Annotated in this window: 18 protein-coding genes; 14 read left to right on the top strand and 4 right to left on the bottom strand. The window is 45.2% G+C overall.

Features of this window, described 5'->3' with window-relative positions; genetic code table 11:
- The first annotated feature begins 252 nt into the window (after nucleotides 1-252).
- Both BBD42_RS25080 and BBD42_RS25075 read left to right on the top strand, forming a co-directional pair.
- Nucleotides 253-522, top strand: coding sequence for a CD3324 family protein (locus BBD42_RS25080; RefSeq protein ID WP_099520372.1), 270 nt, complete (start codon nucleotides 253-255; stop codon nucleotides 520-522).
- A 172-nt stretch (nucleotides 523-694) separates the two neighbouring features.
- Nucleotides 695-1,276, top strand: a complete 582-nt coding sequence (locus tag BBD42_RS25075) for a GNAT family N-acetyltransferase (RefSeq protein ID WP_099520371.1) — start codon at nucleotides 695-697, stop codon at nucleotides 1,274-1,276.
- A gap of 93 nt (nucleotides 1,277-1,369) precedes the next feature.
- On the opposite strand, the gene BBD42_RS25070 is transcribed toward BBD42_RS25075, so the two are convergent.
- Nucleotides 1,370-2,341 (bottom strand): AraC family transcriptional regulator, encoded by a 972-nt coding sequence (locus tag BBD42_RS25070; protein WP_099520370.1) that lies wholly within the window; start codon nucleotides 2,339-2,341, stop codon nucleotides 1,370-1,372.
- A gap of 123 nt (nucleotides 2,342-2,464) precedes the next feature.
- Between BBD42_RS25070 and BBD42_RS32695 the strand changes: the two genes are divergently transcribed.
- Nucleotides 2,465-3,061, top strand: a complete 597-nt coding sequence (locus BBD42_RS32695; RefSeq protein ID WP_172455618.1) for a sugar O-acetyltransferase — start codon at nucleotides 2,465-2,467, stop codon at nucleotides 3,059-3,061.
- A gap of 139 nt (nucleotides 3,062-3,200) precedes the next feature.
- Here the strand turns inward: BBD42_RS32695 and BBD42_RS25060 are convergent, their stop codons facing one another.
- Nucleotides 3,201-4,025 (bottom strand): AraC family transcriptional regulator, encoded by an 825-nt coding sequence (locus tag BBD42_RS25060; protein WP_099520369.1) that lies wholly within the window; start codon nucleotides 4,023-4,025, stop codon nucleotides 3,201-3,203.
- A 139-nt stretch (nucleotides 4,026-4,164) separates the two neighbouring features.
- On the opposite strand from BBD42_RS25060, the gene BBD42_RS25055 reads away from it, so the two are divergent.
- Nucleotides 4,165-6,468, top strand: coding sequence for a glycoside hydrolase family 2 TIM barrel-domain containing protein (locus tag BBD42_RS25055; protein ID WP_099520368.1), 2,304 nt, complete (start codon nucleotides 4,165-4,167; stop codon nucleotides 6,466-6,468).
- Nucleotides 6,469-6,574: 106 nt separating this feature from the next.
- Here the strand turns inward: BBD42_RS25055 and BBD42_RS25050 are convergent, their stop codons facing one another.
- On the bottom strand, nucleotides 6,575-8,116 hold the full coding sequence (locus tag BBD42_RS25050; protein WP_099520367.1) for an FAD-dependent oxidoreductase: 1,542 nt from the start codon (nucleotides 8,114-8,116) through the stop codon (nucleotides 6,575-6,577).
- A 212-nt stretch (nucleotides 8,117-8,328) separates the two neighbouring features.
- Between BBD42_RS25050 and BBD42_RS25045 the strand changes: the two genes are divergently transcribed.
- The 4 genes from BBD42_RS25045 to BBD42_RS25030 all read left to right on the top strand — a co-directional run bounded on the left by BBD42_RS25045 (nucleotide 8,329) and on the right by BBD42_RS25030 (nucleotide 12,671).
- Nucleotides 8,329-9,111: an alpha/beta fold hydrolase gene (locus BBD42_RS25045; protein WP_099520366.1), complete on the top strand. Its 783-nt coding sequence runs from the start codon at nucleotides 8,329-8,331 to the stop codon at nucleotides 9,109-9,111.
- Nucleotides 9,112-9,428: 317 nt separating this feature from the next.
- Complete coding sequence (locus BBD42_RS25040) at nucleotides 9,429-10,511, top strand: HD-GYP domain-containing protein (protein WP_172455617.1); 1,083 nt, start codon at nucleotides 9,429-9,431, stop codon at nucleotides 10,509-10,511.
- A gap of 350 nt (nucleotides 10,512-10,861) precedes the next feature.
- Nucleotides 10,862-11,839, top strand: coding sequence for an aldo/keto reductase (locus BBD42_RS25035; protein ID WP_099520364.1), 978 nt, complete (start codon nucleotides 10,862-10,864; stop codon nucleotides 11,837-11,839).
- Nucleotides 11,840-12,206: 367 nt separating this feature from the next.
- Nucleotides 12,207-12,671: an SDR family oxidoreductase gene (locus BBD42_RS25030; RefSeq protein ID WP_216364878.1), complete on the top strand. Its 465-nt coding sequence runs from the start codon at nucleotides 12,207-12,209 to the stop codon at nucleotides 12,669-12,671.
- Nucleotides 12,672-13,130: 459 nt separating this feature from the next.
- Here BBD42_RS25030 and BBD42_RS25025 read toward each other — a convergent pair whose 3' ends face one another.
- Nucleotides 13,131-13,676 carry an RNA polymerase sigma factor gene (locus BBD42_RS25025; protein ID WP_099520363.1) on the bottom strand — a complete coding sequence of 182 codons (546 nt, stop codon included), beginning with the start codon at nucleotides 13,674-13,676 and terminating at the stop codon, nucleotides 13,131-13,133.
- Nucleotides 13,677-13,875: 199 nt separating this feature from the next.
- Between BBD42_RS25025 and BBD42_RS25020 the strand changes: the two genes are divergently transcribed.
- The 6 genes from BBD42_RS25020 to BBD42_RS24995 all read left to right on the top strand — a co-directional run bounded on the left by BBD42_RS25020 (nucleotide 13,876) and on the right by BBD42_RS24995 (nucleotide 20,579).
- A complete protein-coding gene (locus BBD42_RS25020) occupies nucleotides 13,876-14,586 on the top strand; it encodes a response regulator transcription factor (protein WP_099520362.1) in 711 nt (236 codons plus the stop codon).
- Complete coding sequence (locus tag BBD42_RS25015; RefSeq protein ID WP_099520361.1) at nucleotides 14,583-16,034, top strand: sensor histidine kinase; 1,452 nt, start codon at nucleotides 14,583-14,585, stop codon at nucleotides 16,032-16,034. Before BBD42_RS25020 ends, BBD42_RS25015 begins: the two co-directional genes overlap by 4 nt.
- Nucleotides 16,031-17,197, top strand: a complete 1,167-nt coding sequence (locus BBD42_RS25010) for a hypothetical protein (protein WP_099520360.1) — start codon at nucleotides 16,031-16,033, stop codon at nucleotides 17,195-17,197. The genes BBD42_RS25015 and BBD42_RS25010 overlap by 4 nt, the downstream gene beginning before the upstream one ends.
- Before the next feature lie 212 nt (nucleotides 17,198-17,409).
- Nucleotides 17,410-18,099 carry an ABC transporter ATP-binding protein gene (locus tag BBD42_RS25005; RefSeq protein WP_099521794.1) on the top strand — a complete coding sequence of 230 codons (690 nt, stop codon included), beginning with the start codon at nucleotides 17,410-17,412 and terminating at the stop codon, nucleotides 18,097-18,099.
- 12 nt (nucleotides 18,100-18,111) lie between these two features.
- Nucleotides 18,112-19,479 (top strand): ABC transporter permease, encoded by a 1,368-nt coding sequence (locus BBD42_RS25000; protein WP_099520359.1) that lies wholly within the window; start codon nucleotides 18,112-18,114, stop codon nucleotides 19,477-19,479.
- 29 nt (nucleotides 19,480-19,508) lie between these two features.
- Nucleotides 19,509-20,579, top strand: a complete 1,071-nt coding sequence (locus BBD42_RS24995; RefSeq protein WP_099520358.1) for an efflux RND transporter periplasmic adaptor subunit — start codon at nucleotides 19,509-19,511, stop codon at nucleotides 20,577-20,579.
- Nucleotides 20,580-20,836 lie beyond the last annotated feature (257 nt).

The raw sequence follows: 20,836 nt of genomic DNA, 5'->3' as shown, positions 1-20,836 counted from the left end.
TAACTATAACAAATTAAATATCATCAGAAAAGAGGGATGTCGTTATGAAGGGTGTTAGTAAAACGATGCTTCGTGAAATTTTACCGATGCGAAGTTACGAGACTCGCTCCATGCAAAGTCTATATGATATTAACGCGGTTGTTTGCATGGAGCCTATTATTCTAACCATATAACAAGGAATGAACGGCAAGAAACCGTTTGTCATGTAGGCTTTGCAACTTTCCATCGCTATTAGATGAAGGGGCGAAGCCAATGAAATATGTTTCAGCAAGTGAGATTTTACCGGAAAAATTACTTCATGAAATACAAAAGTATATACAAGGCAAGACCATATATATCCCCGCACCCAAAGGATGTAGAAAAAAGTGGGGGCATCATTCAGGGCAACGTGAATTTCTTTTGAACCGAAACGAAGAGATACGGAAGCATTTCCGGCAGGGAATGAATGTGGATCAACTCGCGAGTTCCTACTGTCTATCCCATGACAGCATTAAGAAGATTGTTTATAATACGAAGGCATAACAAAAGGCTCGTGTTGGTTTTATCCAACGCGAGCCTTTTGTTATGTAAGAAATGAATAGACGAATACTCTGCCTATAAAGGATGCAATATTCACTTTATACTGATGCTAGGAAAGAATTATGGTATCAGTAAAATCGAAGATTGAAAGTAGCGAATCTGGAGGGGTTGCAAAATGGATAGCGTTAATCATGAAGCAAATAAGTTAAAGGTTACCGTTCGACTATGCGGTATAGAGGAAAAGTTTATTATCAATAATATTTATCCTCTTTATCTGCATGATTTGTCCGAGGTGTGGGAACACAAGATCAATCGTTATGGGGTGTTTGAGAATGATGATACCCGAACCTTGATTGAACAGAATCGCGTGTTTGATATTTGGTGGGAACACCCGAACGTTCTATTCCCGTATCTTATCATAGTGGATGATATACCAGCCGGTCTTGCTTTTGTGGCGACTCCGCCTTTCACACCATGTCCTCCCTATATCGATTATTACATGAATGAATTCTTCCTATTACGATATTATCGAGGAAAGGGCGTTGGAGAAGAAGCGGTGCGTCAGATTATTGAAAAGATGCCAGGTCAATGGGAAGTGCAAACCAATCCCACCGAACGAAACGAACGTGCGAAACGTTTCTGGCGCAGGACACTTAACACATGCACCAACGGAAAATACTCCGAAGAGCTTGGCCATCATCCTGAAGTTGGAGAAATGTTAGTCTTTCGCTTCAGCACGAGTTCTAACCAAGGTTAGTAATCAGGAGGGACATAATAAGAACAGCGTGCCCACACTACTGGGTACGCTGTTCTTATTATTAATGATGTGTTTTCCAAAAAAAGTAACACACTAGGTGCTATTGCTGTTTGCTCTATATTCTCTTGGTGTCATCCCTGTGTTCCTTTTGAATATTTTAATAAAATAACTAGGCGAATTAAAGCCGCATTCTAAGGAGATTTCTTGGATATTATAGGCGGTATAGCTTAACAAATGTTTGGATGACTCAACACGATGCTGCAGCAAATATTCGATGGGCGAACAGTTCAGAAAGGAATGGAAGCAGCGGGACGCTTCACTTTTACTTATATTGGCTGCAAGCGAAATATGCTGAAGCGAAACCTCAAACCTATAATTCTGATGAATAAACGCCAGCATTTTTTGCAATCGTACCTGGTATTGGATAGCTTTTTGAGTTTGAGCGATTTTAGGAATTTGATCCAAGTGCCTGTAGATGGATTGCCAAATTTGATTCAAAACGCATTGCACCTGCATTTCAAAACACGCTTCTTCCCGATGCTCAGTATTTAAAGGGAGATAGGGAAAGTCGCCAAAAGGACTCTTCAGGCCATATTGATGCAATAAGGAAAAAATAGACGAAAGCTTATTTAAAATTTCTTTGTGCCAAGGAATACCAGCATACAGAACAAAATAAGGCAAATCCGAATTTATGAGGATAGGCAGGACATATTTTTGAAAGATGATACTTGAATGGGGTGCAATCATCTCTGCAGAGAACACAATGTTAGGACATTTGCACCTATCTTCTTTATGAACCTGTTCAAAAGAATGTAACGTATTTCCATTAACAAAAATGCCATCCCCTGGACTTAGCTCTATGAATTGATTACCGATTTGAGCTCGCAGGGGACCATCTTGTACGATGAAAAATTCCAATTCAAAATGCCAATGCAGCGGAAATTTTTTATTTTCAAATGTGTAAAGCTCATCTATATAAAATTGAATGGGGAAATCCTTTTGGCCATGTTGAATTTTTTCATAAAGCGTATGGTCTAGATGCTGGTTGTCTAAAATCAAATTCATTTACCTCCCGATTGGGAATATCGTTATATAATTGGAGAATAAAGTGCACGTTTCTTAGATGGCGCGCTGATATAATTTTATCTTGTACAAAAGAAAAAGGATAGGTCAAATACAGGAGGGCTTATGAATATCGAAGAAATTAAAAGGATGGTTAATTCTGGTGACATGTATGATGATGCCGGAAAAGACGTAGCCGCACTTCGAACGCATGCTATTTCGGAATGTCGGAAGTACAATCATAAAGTCAATACTAATGATGACTACGACATGTCCATTTTTAAAGAGTTGTTTGCCGAAGTGGGGGAAAATGTGTACATTGAGTCTAATTTCCGCTGCGAGTTTGGCTTTAATATTTCCATCGGAAATGATGTATACATTAATCATGACATGATTATCCTCGATTGCAATGAAGTGAAAATAGGCAACGATGTATATATTGGACCGAGAGCGGGACTGTATGCAGCCAATCATGCGGAGGACCCTTTTGAACGGTCAGAAAAAGGGGTGTATTCGGCGCCAATCATTCTGGAAGATAACGTATGGCTTGGCGGAGACGTAAAGATTACTCAAGGCGTGACCATCGGTAAAAATAGCATTATCGGAGCGGGGAGTGTAGTGACTAAAGATATTCCGCCGAATTCGATCGCTGCCGGAGTTCCGTGTAAAGTCATTAGACCGGTTAAATTCTCTGACAATCCATGGAGAAGACCCGCTGAATGAATTTTTGGAAAAGGTAAGCAAAATCCAATTTGAAGATGGCAAACCGACGGTGAATGGGAACGAAGTCAGCGAAGCACCACGTCTTAAGGGGTACAATGTGCCTGCTAAGACGTGGTTTTTTGTTTTTCTATTCAATGGATCAAAAATGTATGTTCCTGTACTGGCTCGGTGTAATTTGTTCCAGCTTTTTAAAGACAGAGCAGAAATAGTTGGCATCTTCAAAGCCGCTAAGATAAGCAATTTCCTTCACTTGCATTTGAGAATGCTGCAGGAGAAGCTCCTTGCTTTTTTTAATCCTTACGGAATGAATATATTGAAAAATACGTATACCGGTTGTTTTTTTGAAAACGGTACATAAATGCTGCGGCGTAACGTCGATGACCTCGGCCAAGATTTCCAGCGTGAGCGGCTGGCGGAAGTTCTGCTCCATGTAATCGAACAGCGGCTTAAGCTTGAAATTGAGGCTGGTGGCGCTATGGTTGGGGAGGACCGATGCATATTGCACAATATCTGTAAGCAGGGAGTACATCACTCCAGAGCATTGGATACCCTTTAATCCGGCGTTCGACTGCCCAATATCAAGGACATTCCTTATTCTGGCCAACAGCGCCTCAGGCCTGGAGACATAATATACGCCGGATGCTGAGATGCCAGCAATGCGGTTCAAAAACGATTGCACTTGATGGCCGTCAAAGACGATCCAGTCGACGATCCAGGAGGAGCTTACTGCATAATACTCATGGGGAACTCCCTGAAATAGAAGCATAGCCATTCCTTCCTTTACCCGGTAGACCTTGCCTTCGACTATTAATTCCCCTTCTCCTTCAACGCATTGAATCCACTGATATAAATAGCCTTGGGGGCGTATGACATTCTCCTGCAGCCAATGCTGACCGGCCTGTACAACATAATAAGGCAGTTCTCTGTCTAATTCAGTCAGCACTGGAATATATCTTTTCGTCATCAGATCACCTTAATATTTTAATGTTATTCGTAAAATCATTAGATTGTTTCCTTATTATCGGGCTATTACACTAAATAATATAACAGAGTACCACTTGTTACAACTGCGCCAAACGAAATAGCGAAAGGATGACATTAGAATGTACAGAACCGAAACACTATTGATGAATGGTTGGGAATTTACATTAAATGAGCCAGTAGACGATAACTTTGAGCCCGTTCATTTGCCCCACGACTGGGCGATAACCGCTCCGATCGTTAGGCATATGAAGCAGGGCGAACCACAAGGGTTCAGGGATAGATGGGGGATCGGCTGGTACAGAAAAACTTTAGTTTTAGAGGAGAAAAAGGAAGGTCATGTCTATCAGCTGCAATTCGACGGCATATACGAGAACAGTACGGTATGGGTGAATGGCATTGCTGTAGGAGGCAGGAAATATGGTTATTCCAGATTCACCCTTAATATTACGGATGCCGTCCATGCGGGCGATAATCTGATTCAGGTCAAAGTGGATAATACATCTATGCCAGCGGACAGATGGTATTCGGGAGCAGGTATATACCGGACGGTCAAGCTGTTGACCTTGCCAGAAAAACATTTGAATCCGGAGCATATACAAGTAGTCACGAAGATTGAAGGCAACAGCGCAGTGGTGAAGATTCATACCGGGGCCGCTGCCTTAGTGAGTGCAAATATGACAAACGGAAGACTGTCGTATACGGGAGAGTCTGACAACGGCAGCATTACGATTGATATTCCGTCTCCGAAGCTGTGGAGTCCCGAGCAGCCGCAACTCTACAACGTGGAATTGACTCTGCACGAGGACAAACAGATTTCAGACATATACAAGCTGCGTATCGGCATTCGGACGATTGAAATGGTTGCAGGCAAAGGGATGTATTTGAACGGTCAATTGACAAAAATCAAAGGTTTCTGCGTGCATCAAGATGCCGGATCTCTCGGTATAGCTGTCACGCCCGAAATTTGGAGAGAGCGATTCCTTAAGTTCAAGGAAATGGGATGCAACGCTGTACGCGTCTCTCATCACATCCCGGCTTCGGAGCTGCTGGATCTTTGCGATGAGCTGGGGCTGCTAGTCTATGAGGAGCCATTCGACAAGTGGACGGGCGGGTCTTATCGGAGATACTTCGAGACGGAGTGGCAGCGCGATTTGGAATGTATGGTGCGAAGAGACAGGAATCATCCCTGTATTTTCATGTGGGGCGTCGGCAACGAAGTGGAGAACCAAGGACAGGCTTCCATGCTGAGCATCTTGAAAATGCTTAAGGATCATCTTCTAACGCTTGACGATACAAGGCCTGTCTCCTACGCGATGAACCCGCACTTCAAATATGAGGACAACGTCGATCTCTCCAAAGTAGAGGATATTCAGCAGTTCGTGGATACGGAGAGTGATACGGAAATTTACGATCAGGACGAGAGAATTGAACGAATCCGGCGGATCGCCGAAATTGTCGATGTCATCAGCTGCAACTATCAGGAGCAATGGTATCCCGGCATCCATAAAGTTGTTCCTGACAAGCTGATTCTGGGTACGGAGACGTATCAATTTTTCAGGGGACATCCCGAGCAAATGCAAAATTTCAGTGACGAGGTGCCATGGATGGACGTGGAGAAGCACGATTACGTCATCGGCGGAATGCTCTGGACGGGCATCGACTATTTGGGCGAATCCATGGGATATCCTGCGAAAGGATGGGCCGGTTCATTATTTTGGACGAACAATGAACGCAAGCCGTTGTCCTATCTATACGAAAGCTACTGGTCGGAAAAGCCAATGGTATATTTTGCTGTACAGGATTACTCCTTGCAGGACGAGGGCGTCAAGCAGCATTGGGATGCTCCCCGATACGCGAGCCATTGGAATTTCCAGCAATTCAACAAAACGGTCATTCCGTATATGATCGCGTCTAACTGCGAGGAAGTGCAGCTAGAGCTTAATGGCAAGCAGTACCATGTAAAGCAACCTTCCTCTTACCCTAGCCGTATGATTACGGGTTACCTTCCCTATTTGCCCGGCACCGTGATAGTTAGAGGGTTCAACGGCGGACAAGAGGCCTGTAGCTATACGCTGCAAACAGCCGGCCCTACGGTGAAACTGAGCTTCGATGAAGAAACAGTCAAATTGCCAGCCAAGGATGGTTACCATCGTTTGTTAACTGTCCGGGCAATCGACCAAGAGGGGACGCCCGTATTTCGTGAAAGCGCCAAGGTCACCTTCCAAGTTAATGGACCTGCCGAGATTGTGCGAGTAGATAACGGAGACTTGTGTTCCAGCGAGCCCTATGACCGAAATTGGATGCATATGTACCGAGGCTGCGTCAGCACAATTATTCGATTATCGGGAGAAAAGGGCCGTATTGTATTAACGGCTTACGCAGACGGGTTGTATTCTGCCGAGGTTGTCGTTCTAGTCATTTAAGTTCCAACATTCCTTAATGAATAATGCCACATGAAAATAAACAAGAGAAATAACCCGCTGGGTAGTAAAATCTGCTCCGGCGGGTTTATCGGTGTCTATAGTGAATTTAACCGCTAACTTCAATCGTCTTAAGCGGCCTTTCTGCCGGACCTTCAAGTACTGTGCCTGTTATCGAAAAGCGGGATCCATGGCAAGGACAGTCCCATGTTCGCTCCCCGTCATTCCACTCCACTTCGCAGCCCATATGCGTGCATGTCGTATCTACGACATGCAGTTTTCCTTCCGAATCGCGGTAAGCGCCTGCTCGGCGGCCATGCACGCTGACTACGGCACCTTCGTCCGAATTCAGCTCATGAGGCTTTCGATGCACCATTTCTACTTTACCGCTGACTAGATGTTTGGCTACGTCCAAATTGTCCACGACGAGATTTTTCAGCGTGCTGAGAGACAGGGAACGGGATGGCGCGAAAAGCTGGGTATACGGATTGTCGTGCTCCTGAACAAGGTCACGTATGAGAAGAGCCGCTGCGGTGCCTGTTGTCATTCCCCATTTTTTGAAGCCGGAGGCGATGAAGATATTCGGATTATTCTCCGTAATACGGCCTATATAAGGCAATTTGTCTCCAGTCACTAAATCTTGCGCTGACCAGCGATATGAAATGCTTTCCGTTCCGAAGCTCTCTGCTGCAAACCGCTGCAGCGTTTCATAATGGTTGATCGTACAAATCCCTTGTCCTGTTTTATGGTTCTGACCGCCAATAATCAAGAGCGGAGAGCCGTCCAGGTCCGTAGCGCTGCGGATGGAACGTTTTGGCTCCTCCGCGCTAAGATACATGCCGCCTGGATAGTTAACCTTACTTTTTACGGCAAGGGCATAGGAACGCTCCGCATGCATTCTGGCGAAAAAGAAGCCATATCCGTCAAAGAAGGGAAAGTGGGAGCAGATGACGACGCGATCACAAGTGATTTGGCAGCCATTAGCTGTTGCGACGACGGGGTGTTTATCCTGTTGAATATCTGTTGCCGTTGAATGTTCGTAGATCCGGCCACCAGCCTCGACGAACTTGCCGGCAAGCGCGCTCAAATATTGCAAAGGATGGAATTGTGCCTGCTTCTTCATGACGACGGCTGCTATTGCCGGAATATTCGTCAAAGGAATGTGGTCAACATAGTATCCGGTTATACCGAGCCTTTCATAAGCGGCCATTTCGTCTTGAAGCTTCGACAGGTAAGAATCTGTCTTTGAATACACGTAGGCATCCTGCTCGGTGAAGCCGCATTCAATCCCATGTTCATTGACCGTATCTCGAATAAATTGAAGCGCGTCTGCATTGGCTTTGTAATAGAGTTCTGCTTTCTCATAACCCTCTTGTTTAATAAGCGCATCGTAAATAATGTCATGCTGAGCGGTTATTTTAGCAGTTGTATGACCGGTTGTCCCACTGAAGAGAGTGCTGGCCTCCAATAGAACGACTCGCAACCCTGCTTTCGCGAGCAAGTATCCTGTCGTTATTCCTGAAATGCCCCCTCCAACCACAACAACATCGGATTCGATATTCTCCTCCAGCTTAGGGTAGGAAGGAAGACTCTCTGCCGATTTCATCCATAAAGGCTCTGGGTATGTAGGTAGTGCTGGGATATTTGCCATCGTATGTTCCCTCCAAAAATAAAATCCTTTCATCTTCTTATTCCCTATAGAAGGGAAACTATTCTAAACACATCGCTCCAAGACCTTGAGGCAGCCCATCGTATATTAACGGTTTCAAGACGTTTGACAAAAAAATCGACCATGGGCAATCACCTATGCCTCATCTGTGAGTATATTAATAGAAGTACGATAACGGATTCGGAGGGATCGGCGTGGGAAGCTTTGTAACGGTGGAACCTGGCATTAACATATTCGTGGAGGATATTAATCCGGCAGGCAGGAAAACGATCTTTTTCATTCATGGCTGGCCGCTTAACCACAATCAGTTCGAATATCAGTATGATGTACTTCCAGCGATGGGCTACCGCTGCGTCAGCATCGACTGGCGGGGCTATGGCAACTCGGATAAGCCGTTCACGGGCTATAGCTTTGACCGTTTGGCGGACGATGTACGTATCGTTGCGGGCGCGCTGCAACTGAAGGACTTTACATTGGCAGGGCACTCGACCGGTGGGGCGATTGCGATCCGGTACATGGCGCGGCACCAAGGCTATGGCGTAAACAAACTCGTGTTGATCGATGCGGCGGCACCGACCAGCGTGGACAAACAGACGGCGAACGATTTTATTACCGCCACCTTGAACGACCGCCCCAACATGCTGCAGAGCGTGACAAACTTGTTCTTCTTCCAGCATATCACAGGGCCGTTCGCCAATTGGTTTATGCAGATGGGCCTGCAGGCAGCCGGCTATGCCACTGCGGCAATCATGGCCACGCTGCGGGACGAAAACGTGTATTCGGATCTTCAGAAAATAGACGTACCTACACTGATTGTTCACGGCATACACGACAAAATCGTCCCTTTCGCCAAAGGACAGGAAACGCACAAATTGATCAAGGGCTCGCAGTTCGTCCCATTCCAATACAGCGGCCATGGCCTGTTCTGGGAAGAACGCGAGCGGTTTAACCGGCTGTTGATGCAATTCGTTGGTTGAGATGGGCGTATAAAGGCTGTCGTTCCAGAGGGAATGGCAGCCTTTTTGTACGTTAAGATACTATTGTCGTGCGGAATCTGAATCGACTTTCAGCCCGCAGTGTCTATCACCGAATTCGGCGATTTCATGGATTTCTTCTGACAGAAAGAGAGGCTTGAGGAGGGAGAGGCTACCACATCAGGTTGTTCTTGAAACAATTTTAAATTAAAGCTAAAATATAGCCTGATAAATACCGATGAACATTAGAATACCCTCTTAAAATAATAAAAAAAATGTATAGTAGAGAGATTATAGAACGCATGAGAGGATAAATGATAATGAGCGATACAAATGTTGGAAGATTACTCGGGAGAAGGCTGTTACATCACATTTTTGATGCAGGAGGGACGCTTCTCATAACAAAAGGAGCTGTTCTTGACGAATTCCACCTCGAGAAACTGGAGAGGTTCCGCGTCCAAATCGAGGATATACGAACGGAGAATATTGCCCAGGAAGATTTTATTCCAGAAGTGGCAGAGCGTGAAGTTGCTCCTTCTCTAACTCCCGAGCACCATAGTATGAATCTCCAAGACATGGTAAAGCGAACTGAACTGCTCATGCATGAGATCGATAGATCCGTCATCGAGAACAGCAAGATTTCAGTAGAGAGCATTGAAGATAAAATGCTGCCCTTGATCAAGGAAGTTACGAAGCGCCATAATCTATTCCAGCTGCTCAATGATTTGAAAGAGCATGGCGATTATCGTTACAAACAAACGATCGGAACCTCGGTCATTGCCACAGCGCTGGGCAAACGCCTTCAGCTTGACGATGCGGAGCTGGACATGCTGATTGTCGCTGCAAGCTTATACGATATCGGGTCGTTGCAGCTTCCGTCTTATTTAGTGAACAAGACGTCGCAGCTTGACATCCATGAGAGAGCGATCATGAAGCAGCATACTTATCTCGGCTATGAGCTGCTCAAGCAATCCGGCGTCGACGAAAGAATTGCATTGGTAGCCCTTCAGCATCATGAACGAGAGGATGGAAGCGGTTACCCGAACGGACTTCGAGGAGATCAAATAGACCGATTAAGCAAAATCGTCGCATTGGCAGACGTTTATGTGGCGATGATATCTGACCGTCCGTATCGGCCAGCTGCTGCTTTCTTTGAAGTAATGGAGGTCATACATCGTCAAATTATTGAGAAACGTTTCGATTCGGTTATTGGAATGACGTTTCTGGATTCCCTGCTGGCCGTTCAAGTCGGTTGCGAGGTTAGGCTGTCAAATGATAGCATAGGAAGAATCGTCCTTACCAACGTCAACTATCCAGCAAGGCCGTTTGTTGCACTCCCAGACAATACCTTCATTGATCTAAGTCAACATCCAGACCTTTCAATCAAGGAGGTTATCGGTTGACGGGATATGAGGCATATAAAACGAATATCAATTTTGAATGATACCGTTCAAGCCGCTAATTTAGCGGCTTTTTTTATTTTTAGGAACCAAGTTCTTATCCAAGTTCCGTCTCAAGTATTTCCTGTCAGTGGGAATCTTAAAGCAGAAGATGAGCGTCACCAATCTTTCTAAATTTTAGTTGCACAATTTCAATTGTTTTGTGCATTAATACACGAATTGTGTCTTTTTAAGAATTGCAGGATATTCTATTTTCTTTTTATAATTATACACGAGGGTTACTTAATGCATTGATGTAAAATTTCTCGCAAATAACGAAACGCTTATCTATAGCAATAGGAAGGGTGAATAATATGAAGAAACGTTTGATAGGAGATTTAGAAGTTTCATCGATTGGGTTAGGTTGCATGGGGTTCAGTCACGGATACGGCAGTGGACCCGACAGAAACGAGTCAATCCGGCTAATCCGCCAGTCGTATGACCTGGGCTGCACCTTCTTTGATACAGCCGAAGGCTATGCGAATGGTGCCAATGAAGAACTAGTGGGGGAAGCTCTAAAACCTATCCGCAACCAAATTACCCTTGCCACCAAGTTTAGAATTGCAAAAGATAGCGCTATCAATTCAAAAGAGACGACGTTGCAACAGATACGGACTCACGTGGAAGCCTCCTTGAAAAGACTCAAGACAGACCATATCGATTTGTATTATCAGCATAGAGTGAATAAGGATATTCCCGTGGAAGAAATAGCTTTTAGCATAGGAGAACTGATTAAGGAAGGGAAAATTCTTGCCTGGGGGCAATCCCAAGCCACTGAGGAAGAAATTAGGCGTGCACATGCTGTGACCCCGCTTACAGCCATTCAGAGTGAGTACTCCATTATGGAGCGTATGTTTGAAAAAGAGGTTATCCCCGCTTGTGAAGAACTGGGAATCGGTTTTGTCCCGTTTTCGCCTTTAGCCAGCGGATTTTTATCTGGGAAAATCAGCAAGGATACCACATATGAGGGGGACGATGTGAGGAGGGTCATCACTCGCTTTGATCGGGACAACATAATCTCAAATCAGCCGTTGCTAGAGTTAATTAACCGGATTGCAGAATCAAAGCAAGCTACACCAGCACAAATATCCCTCGCGTGGATGCTGCATAAAAAAGAGTTTATTGTACCCATTCCTGGTTCGCGAAAGCTAGATCGCATTCAGGAAAATCTGGGAGCAGCCGAAGTGAAGCTTTCGGAGGAAGAGTTCATTCAAGTTGAGGCAGAGCTTGAAAAGATTACGATTCATGGGAACCGGACAGATGAAGACATTGCAAAGCTAAAAGAACTTTAAGGTCGGGTATAAGCAGGACCAGTAGGAAGGTTAAATTTCCCCTGTAACGTAGCTGACCAGTCGTGAGGGAATTAAAGGACCACTCGAACTGGGTATCAATTTTCTAGTTTGACCGGAAATAATTGTGATTTCCTACGCAAAAATATCCTTGGCATCATGAATCTTGACGTAATAAAGGGTTACTGTACTTGAACTAAGAGCAGATGGCCAAATGAAGCCGAAGCCTTAGAAGCGTTTGTTGCTCTGTGGATTGAGATCGAGTAGACCATAATTTTCTGAGGAGCATGCCCTTTGAACTGCACCTCAAATGTTGGACACAGTCTAATCAGGGGGCAGCGCTGGGATTGGCTACGGCGCTGCTAAGCGCTTGTCCGAGGCGGGAGCATTTGTCTACATAATCTCGCGGCGGCAAGATCAGATTGAGCATGCGGCAGCGCGGCTCGGGACATCGGTGCGTGGTATCGCAGTTGATGTTACAAGGAAGGACCATTTGGAGCGTCTTGTAGAGAAAATCAAGAAAGAGCACGGTGGCCTTGACATCATCTTTGCAAATGCTGGTGGAGGCAAACCCATCGCGTTCGAAGATCTCACCGAGGGAGTTATCGACCACTTGCTTGGCGTCAATATCAAGGACGTAATCTTTACTATTCAAACTATGCTTCCGATTCTCAAGGACGGCGCTTCAATTATTTTGAACGCTTCGATAACAGCAGATATGGGCCTACCTGGTTTTGCAGTTTATGCTGCGACTAAGGCAGCTGTACGTTCGCTTGCACGCAGCTGGACCACAGACCTTAAGCATTGTGGAATCAGAGTAAAATCAAAAGATTGAAGATCCCAACACTTTCTACATTCTAGACGGTTGGGTTAATGAAAAAGCTGTTGCTGAGCATGTTCAGCATCCGAATGTGCCAAGAGTTATGGAAGATTTGCGCCCATTACTGCTGTATGATCCGAAGATCACTACTAGCCAACGCGTGAGCGATCCATCATAAATGCAACGAAGAATGTGTCAACAATTATCTAGCTAGAACTATTTGCTAACTGATGTAGCCATTATTCATCCTACAATCCAAGAGCGCAATAAAGAAAACTTATTTAATGAAGCTGCCCCGCTTTTTTGGGGGCAGCTTTTTATTTGAGATAGTGTTAGTGAAGCTGAAGCTCATTAGTATGTAAAACTTGGCCACACCGGTTTAGATGTTTAACGACATGAATGGTTGCATGAGCTATGATCATAATGATTTGGTGATTGATGATAAGTCGAGTTCAGCGACAGGGACACATTTGATCAGTTGGTTCTAGGTAAATTAAACTGATAACATTGGTGACTGTGAGCCATTTTCCTGTTTTCGGTATTTAATCCGGTGCGATTGCGTATGTGCATCTTGGCATGGAACAAGGACATGCGAATTAACCGTTCGCTTTTGTCGACGAGTACCGCCGTTTCTTTGACAGAATAGCCATGAATAAGACGCAGCTCAAGTATTTCTCGATGCCCTTGATTTTTTACTAGTGATGTGATTTCATCAACATTTTCTTGAATTTCCAGCTCGGAAATATCGTAATGAAAAGCGGAGAAATATGCTTTATTGAACTGCTTCTTGAGTCGGTGTCGTTTGCGGAAGCAATCAATCGCTAGATTATAAGCTATTTTGTACAAATATGGACGGAGCTTCTCCTCAGAAATTTCAGATGAAACGTTCATAAGCCTGATGAAGCATTCTTGCACCAAGTCCTCGGCATCCTGGGCATTATGAAGCATCCCGACTAAATAGTAAGTTATTTCTGATTTATATTTAATGTACACAGTTTGGAACCTGGTTTCATTCATCATGTAGCATGATGACTCCTCTCTGTTAGCGGATAAAGATTGTGGGGGTATTCCATTTAAGGTTTTAAAATTAGCATAGCTGATGAATGTATCCGTTACGGTCAAGCTTGTATCCGATTTGTAACATTTGCTTCTAATCCCTGTTCAGACGGATTTTTTTCATACACAATAGAAGAAAAACATAAGGAGAGTCTGCGGGTATATGAGACAAAAGCATATTTTAATGATTGAGGATGAGGAATCTATTCGTGATATACTGGGCTATTCCTTGCGCAAGGAAGGCTTTATCGTAGATGAGGCGGCAAGCGGGCTGGAAGGTCTTAGACAGATGGAACTGCAGCGGCCAGATCTGGTGCTGCTTGACCTTATGCTACCAGATATGAGCGGCTTCGATTTATGCCGCAAGCTGTCGGTAAGCTTGAAAGTCCCGGTTATTATGATTACGGCCAAAGCGGATATGGTTGACAAGGTGCTCGGCATGGAGCTTGGCGCCGATGATTATATTACTAAACCCTTTGATATCAGAGAGGTTATTGCCCGCATTCGCGCTATTTTTCGCAGAATCGAGCTAATTAGCGAAAGTTTGGGGAACGAAATTTATAGCATCATCCGATTGGGCAGACGGATAGAAATTCGCAAGGATGAGTGTGAAGTATGGAGCAATGGGGAAAAAATCAACCTGACCATCAAGGAATATGATTTATTGTTGTTTCTGGTTACTAATAACCGCAAAGTGTTTACACGCTCCGAGCTACTGGATAAGTTGTGGGGCTTTGATTTTCCAGGCGATACTCGTACGGTCGATATTCATGTTCAACGTATACGCAAGAAGGTGGACTCAGGTGATGGCAACTCTATCATTGAAACGGTGTTTGGGGTTGGCTATAAACTAGGCATGCAGGTACGAACATGAATTGGACGATTCAGCTCAAAATGGTTGCTTTGTTCTCCATCATTGTGTTTATCGGTTTCTCGGCACTGTTGATCATTTCTTATCGTGTCACCGAGGACAATATGTATCAGATGATTCAGGATGATATGATCGATGTGAAGACGAATCTGGATATTGCAGTCGATCAATATTTCCTGATTCATCGCAAACGGATGAGTGCTACCTCTCTTGCAGCGGAAAGATTCGCGCTGGCTAAAGAAGTTGGCTCGGTCATAGGCGGGAGCGTCATTTTGTACAGGCCCGACGGCAAGTCGTTTGGCAACGCAGCCGATTCGCTCGATCCTTTGCTTCCCGATCTAGCAAGTGCGGTGAAGCAGGAGGTTGCTTACGCTACTTATATGGGGAACGAACAGGCTATAGCAAGTCTCTCTTTCCCGCTTAAGGTGAATCATTCCGCAATCGGTATTTTGCGTTACCAGCGTGATTACAGTGAGCTTTATCAGCGGAATTTACGGTTTCAAAAGACGCTGCAGAGCTTTGCGGCAGTCGTTTTTGTTTTTATTTTCATTGCCTCTGTCTTCATCTCCAGAACGATTACAAAGCCGATTCGGGAGCTGACAGTGCGTTCAGCAGAGGTGGCTCAAGGCAATCTGAATGGAAATATTCAAATTAGGACGCAGGATGAAATTGGCGAGCTTGCGGCAAGCTTCACGGTTATGATTAATCGGATTAGGGAGCAAATCGGTGTCATTGAGCGAGAGCGTGACGAGGTGAAGCAGGTGCAGGCACGCAGCAAGATATTTTTCGACAATGTGACTCACGAACTGAAAACTCCGCTAACCACGATACTGGGCTATGCTCAAATTTTGAAAGAAAACGGCTTTGCAGATCAAATATTTTTTGACAAGGGGCTCAACTATATTATTAAGGAAAGCCAACGACTGAATGGCATGGTTGTGGATATTCTGGAGCTGGCTGTCGCTGAATCGCCGGACAAGGTTTACCGTATGGCCCATGTTGATTTGTCCGCGCTTATTCGGGAGGCTTGCGAAGATATGCTGATTAAGGCGCGCAAATACAATATTGGCATCGACAGTTCCATTGAGGGACGGCTTGTTCTGCAGGGCGACAGGGAACGGCTGAAGGAAGCGTTCATCAATGTGCTGGATAACTCCATTAAGTATGGCCATGTTAATTCTATTATCAGGGTACAGGCATATAAGAGCCAGGCTTCTATTAAGGTATTGATTCGAGATCAAGGTGAGGGAATTCGGCCTGAAGCGTTGAAGCGCGTCCTGGAGCCGTTCTATAGGGACAGCGGTACCATTAAAGTAGAGAAAGGCAGTGCGGGACTTGGCTTGTCCATTGTTAAAGCGACAATTGAGTATCATGGAGGAACGATTGGAATGAGCAGTAGGCTGCAGGAAGGTACCCTAGTGACAATCAGTCTACCGGAGGCTGGAGCATGAACAAGCAGCAGAAGGGCACGTTGTGGAAAAACAAGCGGGAAGGGCTGCTGATGGCCGCTATGTTGCTGGTGTTCATTGGCGGCATCTATGGGGTAGGCGGCTTATACGCGATAGGCAAACCTGAGATACGTACTGCTTCCATAGCAAATGAACAGTTTGCCACTGGTCTTATTGCGCAACGAACCAGCTCGTTCAAAATTGAATCCGTTATTAGGCAATCCTTTACTTATCCCATTTATTTGTTTGATGCTGTTGATCACAATACAATCATTGTGAATCGCCCTGATCAATCGCTAACAGGAGCCAAGTTATCAAGGCTGCATTTGAATGAGAATGAGATCGAGGATATTGCGACGAATACAGACCTGGGCATTTCGTTTACATTTGATCGCAAGCAGCTCATCTATACCCAATATGGAAGTGACTGGAGAAAAAGGGACACCTATTCTTATGACTGGGTGACTGGAAATCGTACTTCTGTCACCCAAAATGCTACCTATTCATTGCTGAATGTAGATAAAAACACGTATATCGGCTTTGACGGCTACAGCATTACGCTTGGTCATAACGACGGCTCAAAGACGAGAGTATTGTACAACTATGAAGAGCTAACCGATCTAATCGCAGATAAGAGTAAGATAAAGCAGGCGGAAGAAGTATTAATTATGCTGGACAGTTATCAGCTTGGAAACGATAGCCAATCGGTCTATATGCTTGCGCTGGTGGGGGATCAGTACGGCATTTACCGGTTGCAGCTTAATCGTCCGGGTCAAGTTGAAGAAATGGTCAAAGGACCGGATATTAGGCAATTTAAATTGATTGGCGACAACAGCCTCCTCTTCCTAGGAACGGTTGACAAAACGGTAGGGCTCTTTATATACGATTTGGGCAAAGGAACTTATAAATTGTTGAAGACAGGAGAAATTTGGAATTTCTCCATCGATCAGGAAGAATCACGAATGGCTTACTTCACGATGAAGGAAGGTCAGAACAGCGAACTGCATACAGCCTATCTGGAGGACGATAAGCTTTTATCGGATACGGTCATTTATCAAAATATTGAAAATCTGCAAATGCTACAATGGAATGGGAATGATCTGTTCGTGAGCAGCAGCAGCATAGACAAAAGCGAGCTGTATCGCTTTACTCTAAGCATATGGTGATATAAGCTTCATCATTATCCCTATCAAGCAACGGAGCTCTAGTCTCCAGGCCCTGATAGGGATTTTTGTATGCAAACAAGTATAGGTGCCTTTTTGTTACAAATCGGATACAACTGTGCTTAGCGAAGATACAACTGCTCTATACAATAGTTAAAGGATAGAACAGAAGTATGACGTTGGTCACACCGGACCGTTCAGAAAAGGAGATTGCTATGCTACGTGTTGAACAATTATCACACTCCTTCCGTAATGCGCAAGGAAGGATTCCAGTACTGCACAACATTCAGTTTGAAATCGCCAAGGGTGAAATGGCGGCTCTGCTCGGTAGCTCAGGTTCAGGCAAATCGACGCTGCTGCACTTAATGGCTGGCTTTATGAAGCCGGAGTCGGGCAACATTTATATCGGAGAGCAAGATATTGTCCGGATGAATGAGAATCGATTGGCGGAGTTTCGCCGCAAGCATATCGGCTTTATTTTTCAATCCTATGAATTGATTCCAAACTTGACAATCCGGGAAAATGTGGAGCTGCCACTTGCATTCCAGAGGATTTCTGCTTCACAACGAAAGAAGAGGGCTCTTCTGCTTCTGGAGCAAGTTGGTCTGACGGACAAGACGGAGCTGTTTCCATCACAGCTCTCAGGAGGTCAGCAGCAGCGAGTCAGTATAGCGCGTTCACTTATTCCCGAGCCCTCCATTATTTTTGCGGACGAGCCTACTGGAAATCTGGATACACAGACCGAAGAGGAAATTCTCTCTATCCTGAGCAGGCTTAACAAGGAGCTGCACACAACCTTTGTTATTGTCACACATGAGGCAGAGGTGGCTGACCAGATGGGGAGAATCATTACTTTAAAGGATGGATATTTAATGGATGAACAGAAGCTTCAAACGGTGAGATAGGGAGGTTGCACGTTGAATTTATCAGATTTGGTGCGGATGTCATGGGGACAAATTGTTAGGCGGAAGGTTGTTACGCTGCTGTGCATGATTGGCCTTTCGGTAGGTTGCGCGGCAATCATTATGGCGATTAGCATCGGTCAATCGACACAAGCCTACAGCGAGGCCGAAATGAATCGTAATTATAAAATGGACGAAATTACAGTAACATCTGATTCCACAGGCGGTAGAGGGGCTGGCCAAGGCTCAGCTCAGAGCGGCCAAGGCTTTGAACGAGGCGCGCTTACGATGCAGAAGCTGGATGTCATAAGGCGTATGGCGCATGTGACGGCCGTTTCCCCGTTGCTCAAGTTAAGCTACATGGAGATGCTTACCCTTGACGGTAAAAGTGTGTCTGTAGAGGTAATTGGAACAGATATCGAATCGCTTGCACCATTCGGCTATAAATTTGCGAAAGGTGGAGTTTTCGGCACACCAGGATCAGTTGTCGTAAACCATGGCGCTATGTTCGGATTGGCTGACCAGAAAACATTGAAGGAAATGAATGAGAAGTTGCAGAAGGACCCGTACAATGAGCAGCTTTATGCTCTATTTGAAACACTAGGCAATCAGCAAACCGAGCTGTACCAGCAGCAAATTCACTTTCGATCTGGAGAGGCTACAGCGAGCCCCGTCAAGCAGAAGGTAAGCACGCCGTTGCGAGTCAGCGGTGTTCTGCAAGTAAAGGACGGGGAGAGTGAAGAATATGCGGTGTATGACAAGGCGGTGTATGTCTCGATAGAGACAGCGAGAATGCTACAGGAGCAGCTTGGCATCGGAGATACCGCGAAATCACGTACGAAGCTCGACACAGTTATGGTCAAAGTAGAGAGCAAGGCGTATGTGGCACAGGTAGAGGAGCAACTCAAGAAGCTGTATTTGAACACGCAAAGCAATCTTTTTCAGGAGGAGATGATCCAGCAAAAGTTTGCTACCTATAAGAAGATAGCACTTGGTATTGGTGTATTCATACTGCTGTTGGCTTCGCTATCTATCTTTGTAGCGATGACGATGTCCACGCACCAGCGGCGTAGACAAATCGGCGTTATGAAAATTTTAGGGGCAAATTTATGGCAAATACGTCAAATTTTCCTGACTGAAGCGGCTGCACTCGGTCTGATGGGAGGAGCGGCTGGAATGACGATTTCCTATCTTGTCGTATGGGGAGTCAATAAATTCATTGCTTCCGGTACACTCGGGCTTGGTCCGCTGGTCGTAGATATTCCGCTGAATGCCCTTCCCGTGGGGGTAGCGTTTGCCGTGATGACTGGCATTCTGTCGGGCATTTATCCTGCGATCAGCGCTTCCCGTACGAATGCGCTTGAAGTCATTAAGAACGGGTAATAGATTAGCGAATAAAAGGGGTAAATGAAATGATGAAATGGGTAAAACGAATAGCAACCGTTGCTGTGCTGCTTGGCGTAGGCTTTTTCCTTTATTTGCAGTATAAACCTGAGCCTGAGCCGCAGCCTGAGCCACAGCCGATGATTACGTTCGAGGTGACGCAGGAGGCGATCAGCCAAACGCTTAAAGTCAAAGGCAAATCCGTGTATGCGGAAGAAATAGAAGTATATGCACCGCTATCCGCCAAAATTCATAGCTGGAACAGGAAGAACGGCGAGCAGGTCAAGAAAGGCGAAGTGCTGATGGCGCTCGATATCAAAACGTTGCAGGCGGAATTGAAAAGCCTGGAGTTCGATATTAAAAAAATGAAGCTGGATGCCAAGATTCAGGAGATTAGCCAACAGCAAGATGCGGAAACTGAGGTAATCGGTGCAACGGGAGAGGAACGCAAAAAAGCGTTTCTAGATAGGGAGGGCAAGCGATTGACGAACGAGCTTGGCCAGGAAACACTGGCAATAAAGGAGCAAGAGCTTTCAGCGAAAAAGTCTGCTTTGGCGACAGCAGTTGTTTATGCGCCAACCTCTGGTGTATTTTTGTATAATGAGGCAGATGTCAAAAGCCGAATGCTATCAGAGGGTCAGCTTATTGGGAAAATAGTCAACACCGCGCTGGTGAAATTTAAGGCAACTGTGTCAGAGCTGGATGTATTCCGGATTAAACCTGGCATGTCCGTAGAAGTACAGCTTGTTGGTCAAAAAGACAAAATTTTTGCAGGAGTAATAAACAGCGTTTCTCAGTTCCCTAAGCTGGCTAACGATTCCTCACAGCCTTCTGAATTTGATGTAGTCATTGATTTGAAGCAGGATAAGCAATTGCTAGGAGGGCTAACGCTGGAGGGGGAAATCGAGACGCAACGCAAGGAGAACGCCATTGTCGTCCCGACGCTGGCAATTATGCGCGATCAGGGTGCCGTATACGTGATGCTAGATCCGGGTAACGGACAGCCTGTGCGTCGTGATATTAAGACTGGCATGGAAGTGGGCGACAACACCGAGATACTGAAAGGATTAAAGGCCGGCGACATCGTTGTGATTCCTTAGCACTGATCTAATACAGCAGTATAACACTTTAGTTCAATGAAACAGCGACAGTCTAGGACTTTATTTTCAGGTCCACGGCTATCGCTGCTTCAATTTCTAGGGACAGTTTAAAACTTAATTTATGGAGTCTGTCTCGCGCTGAATTTTAGGGCCATGGAGAAAGGGCCTGCAGCCGAGAGAAAGTGGGACCAATTTGTTTATGGTGATTATCCGCTTCCGCGACAATACGCAAGATCATATGAGAAGCCTACTGTTAG

The sequence above is a fragment of the Paenibacillus sp. BIHB 4019 genome, from assembly GCF_002741035.1.
Taxonomy (GTDB): Bacteria; Bacillota; Bacilli; order Paenibacillales; family Paenibacillaceae; genus Pristimantibacillus.
This window is presented reverse-complemented; position numbering and strand designations above follow the sequence as displayed.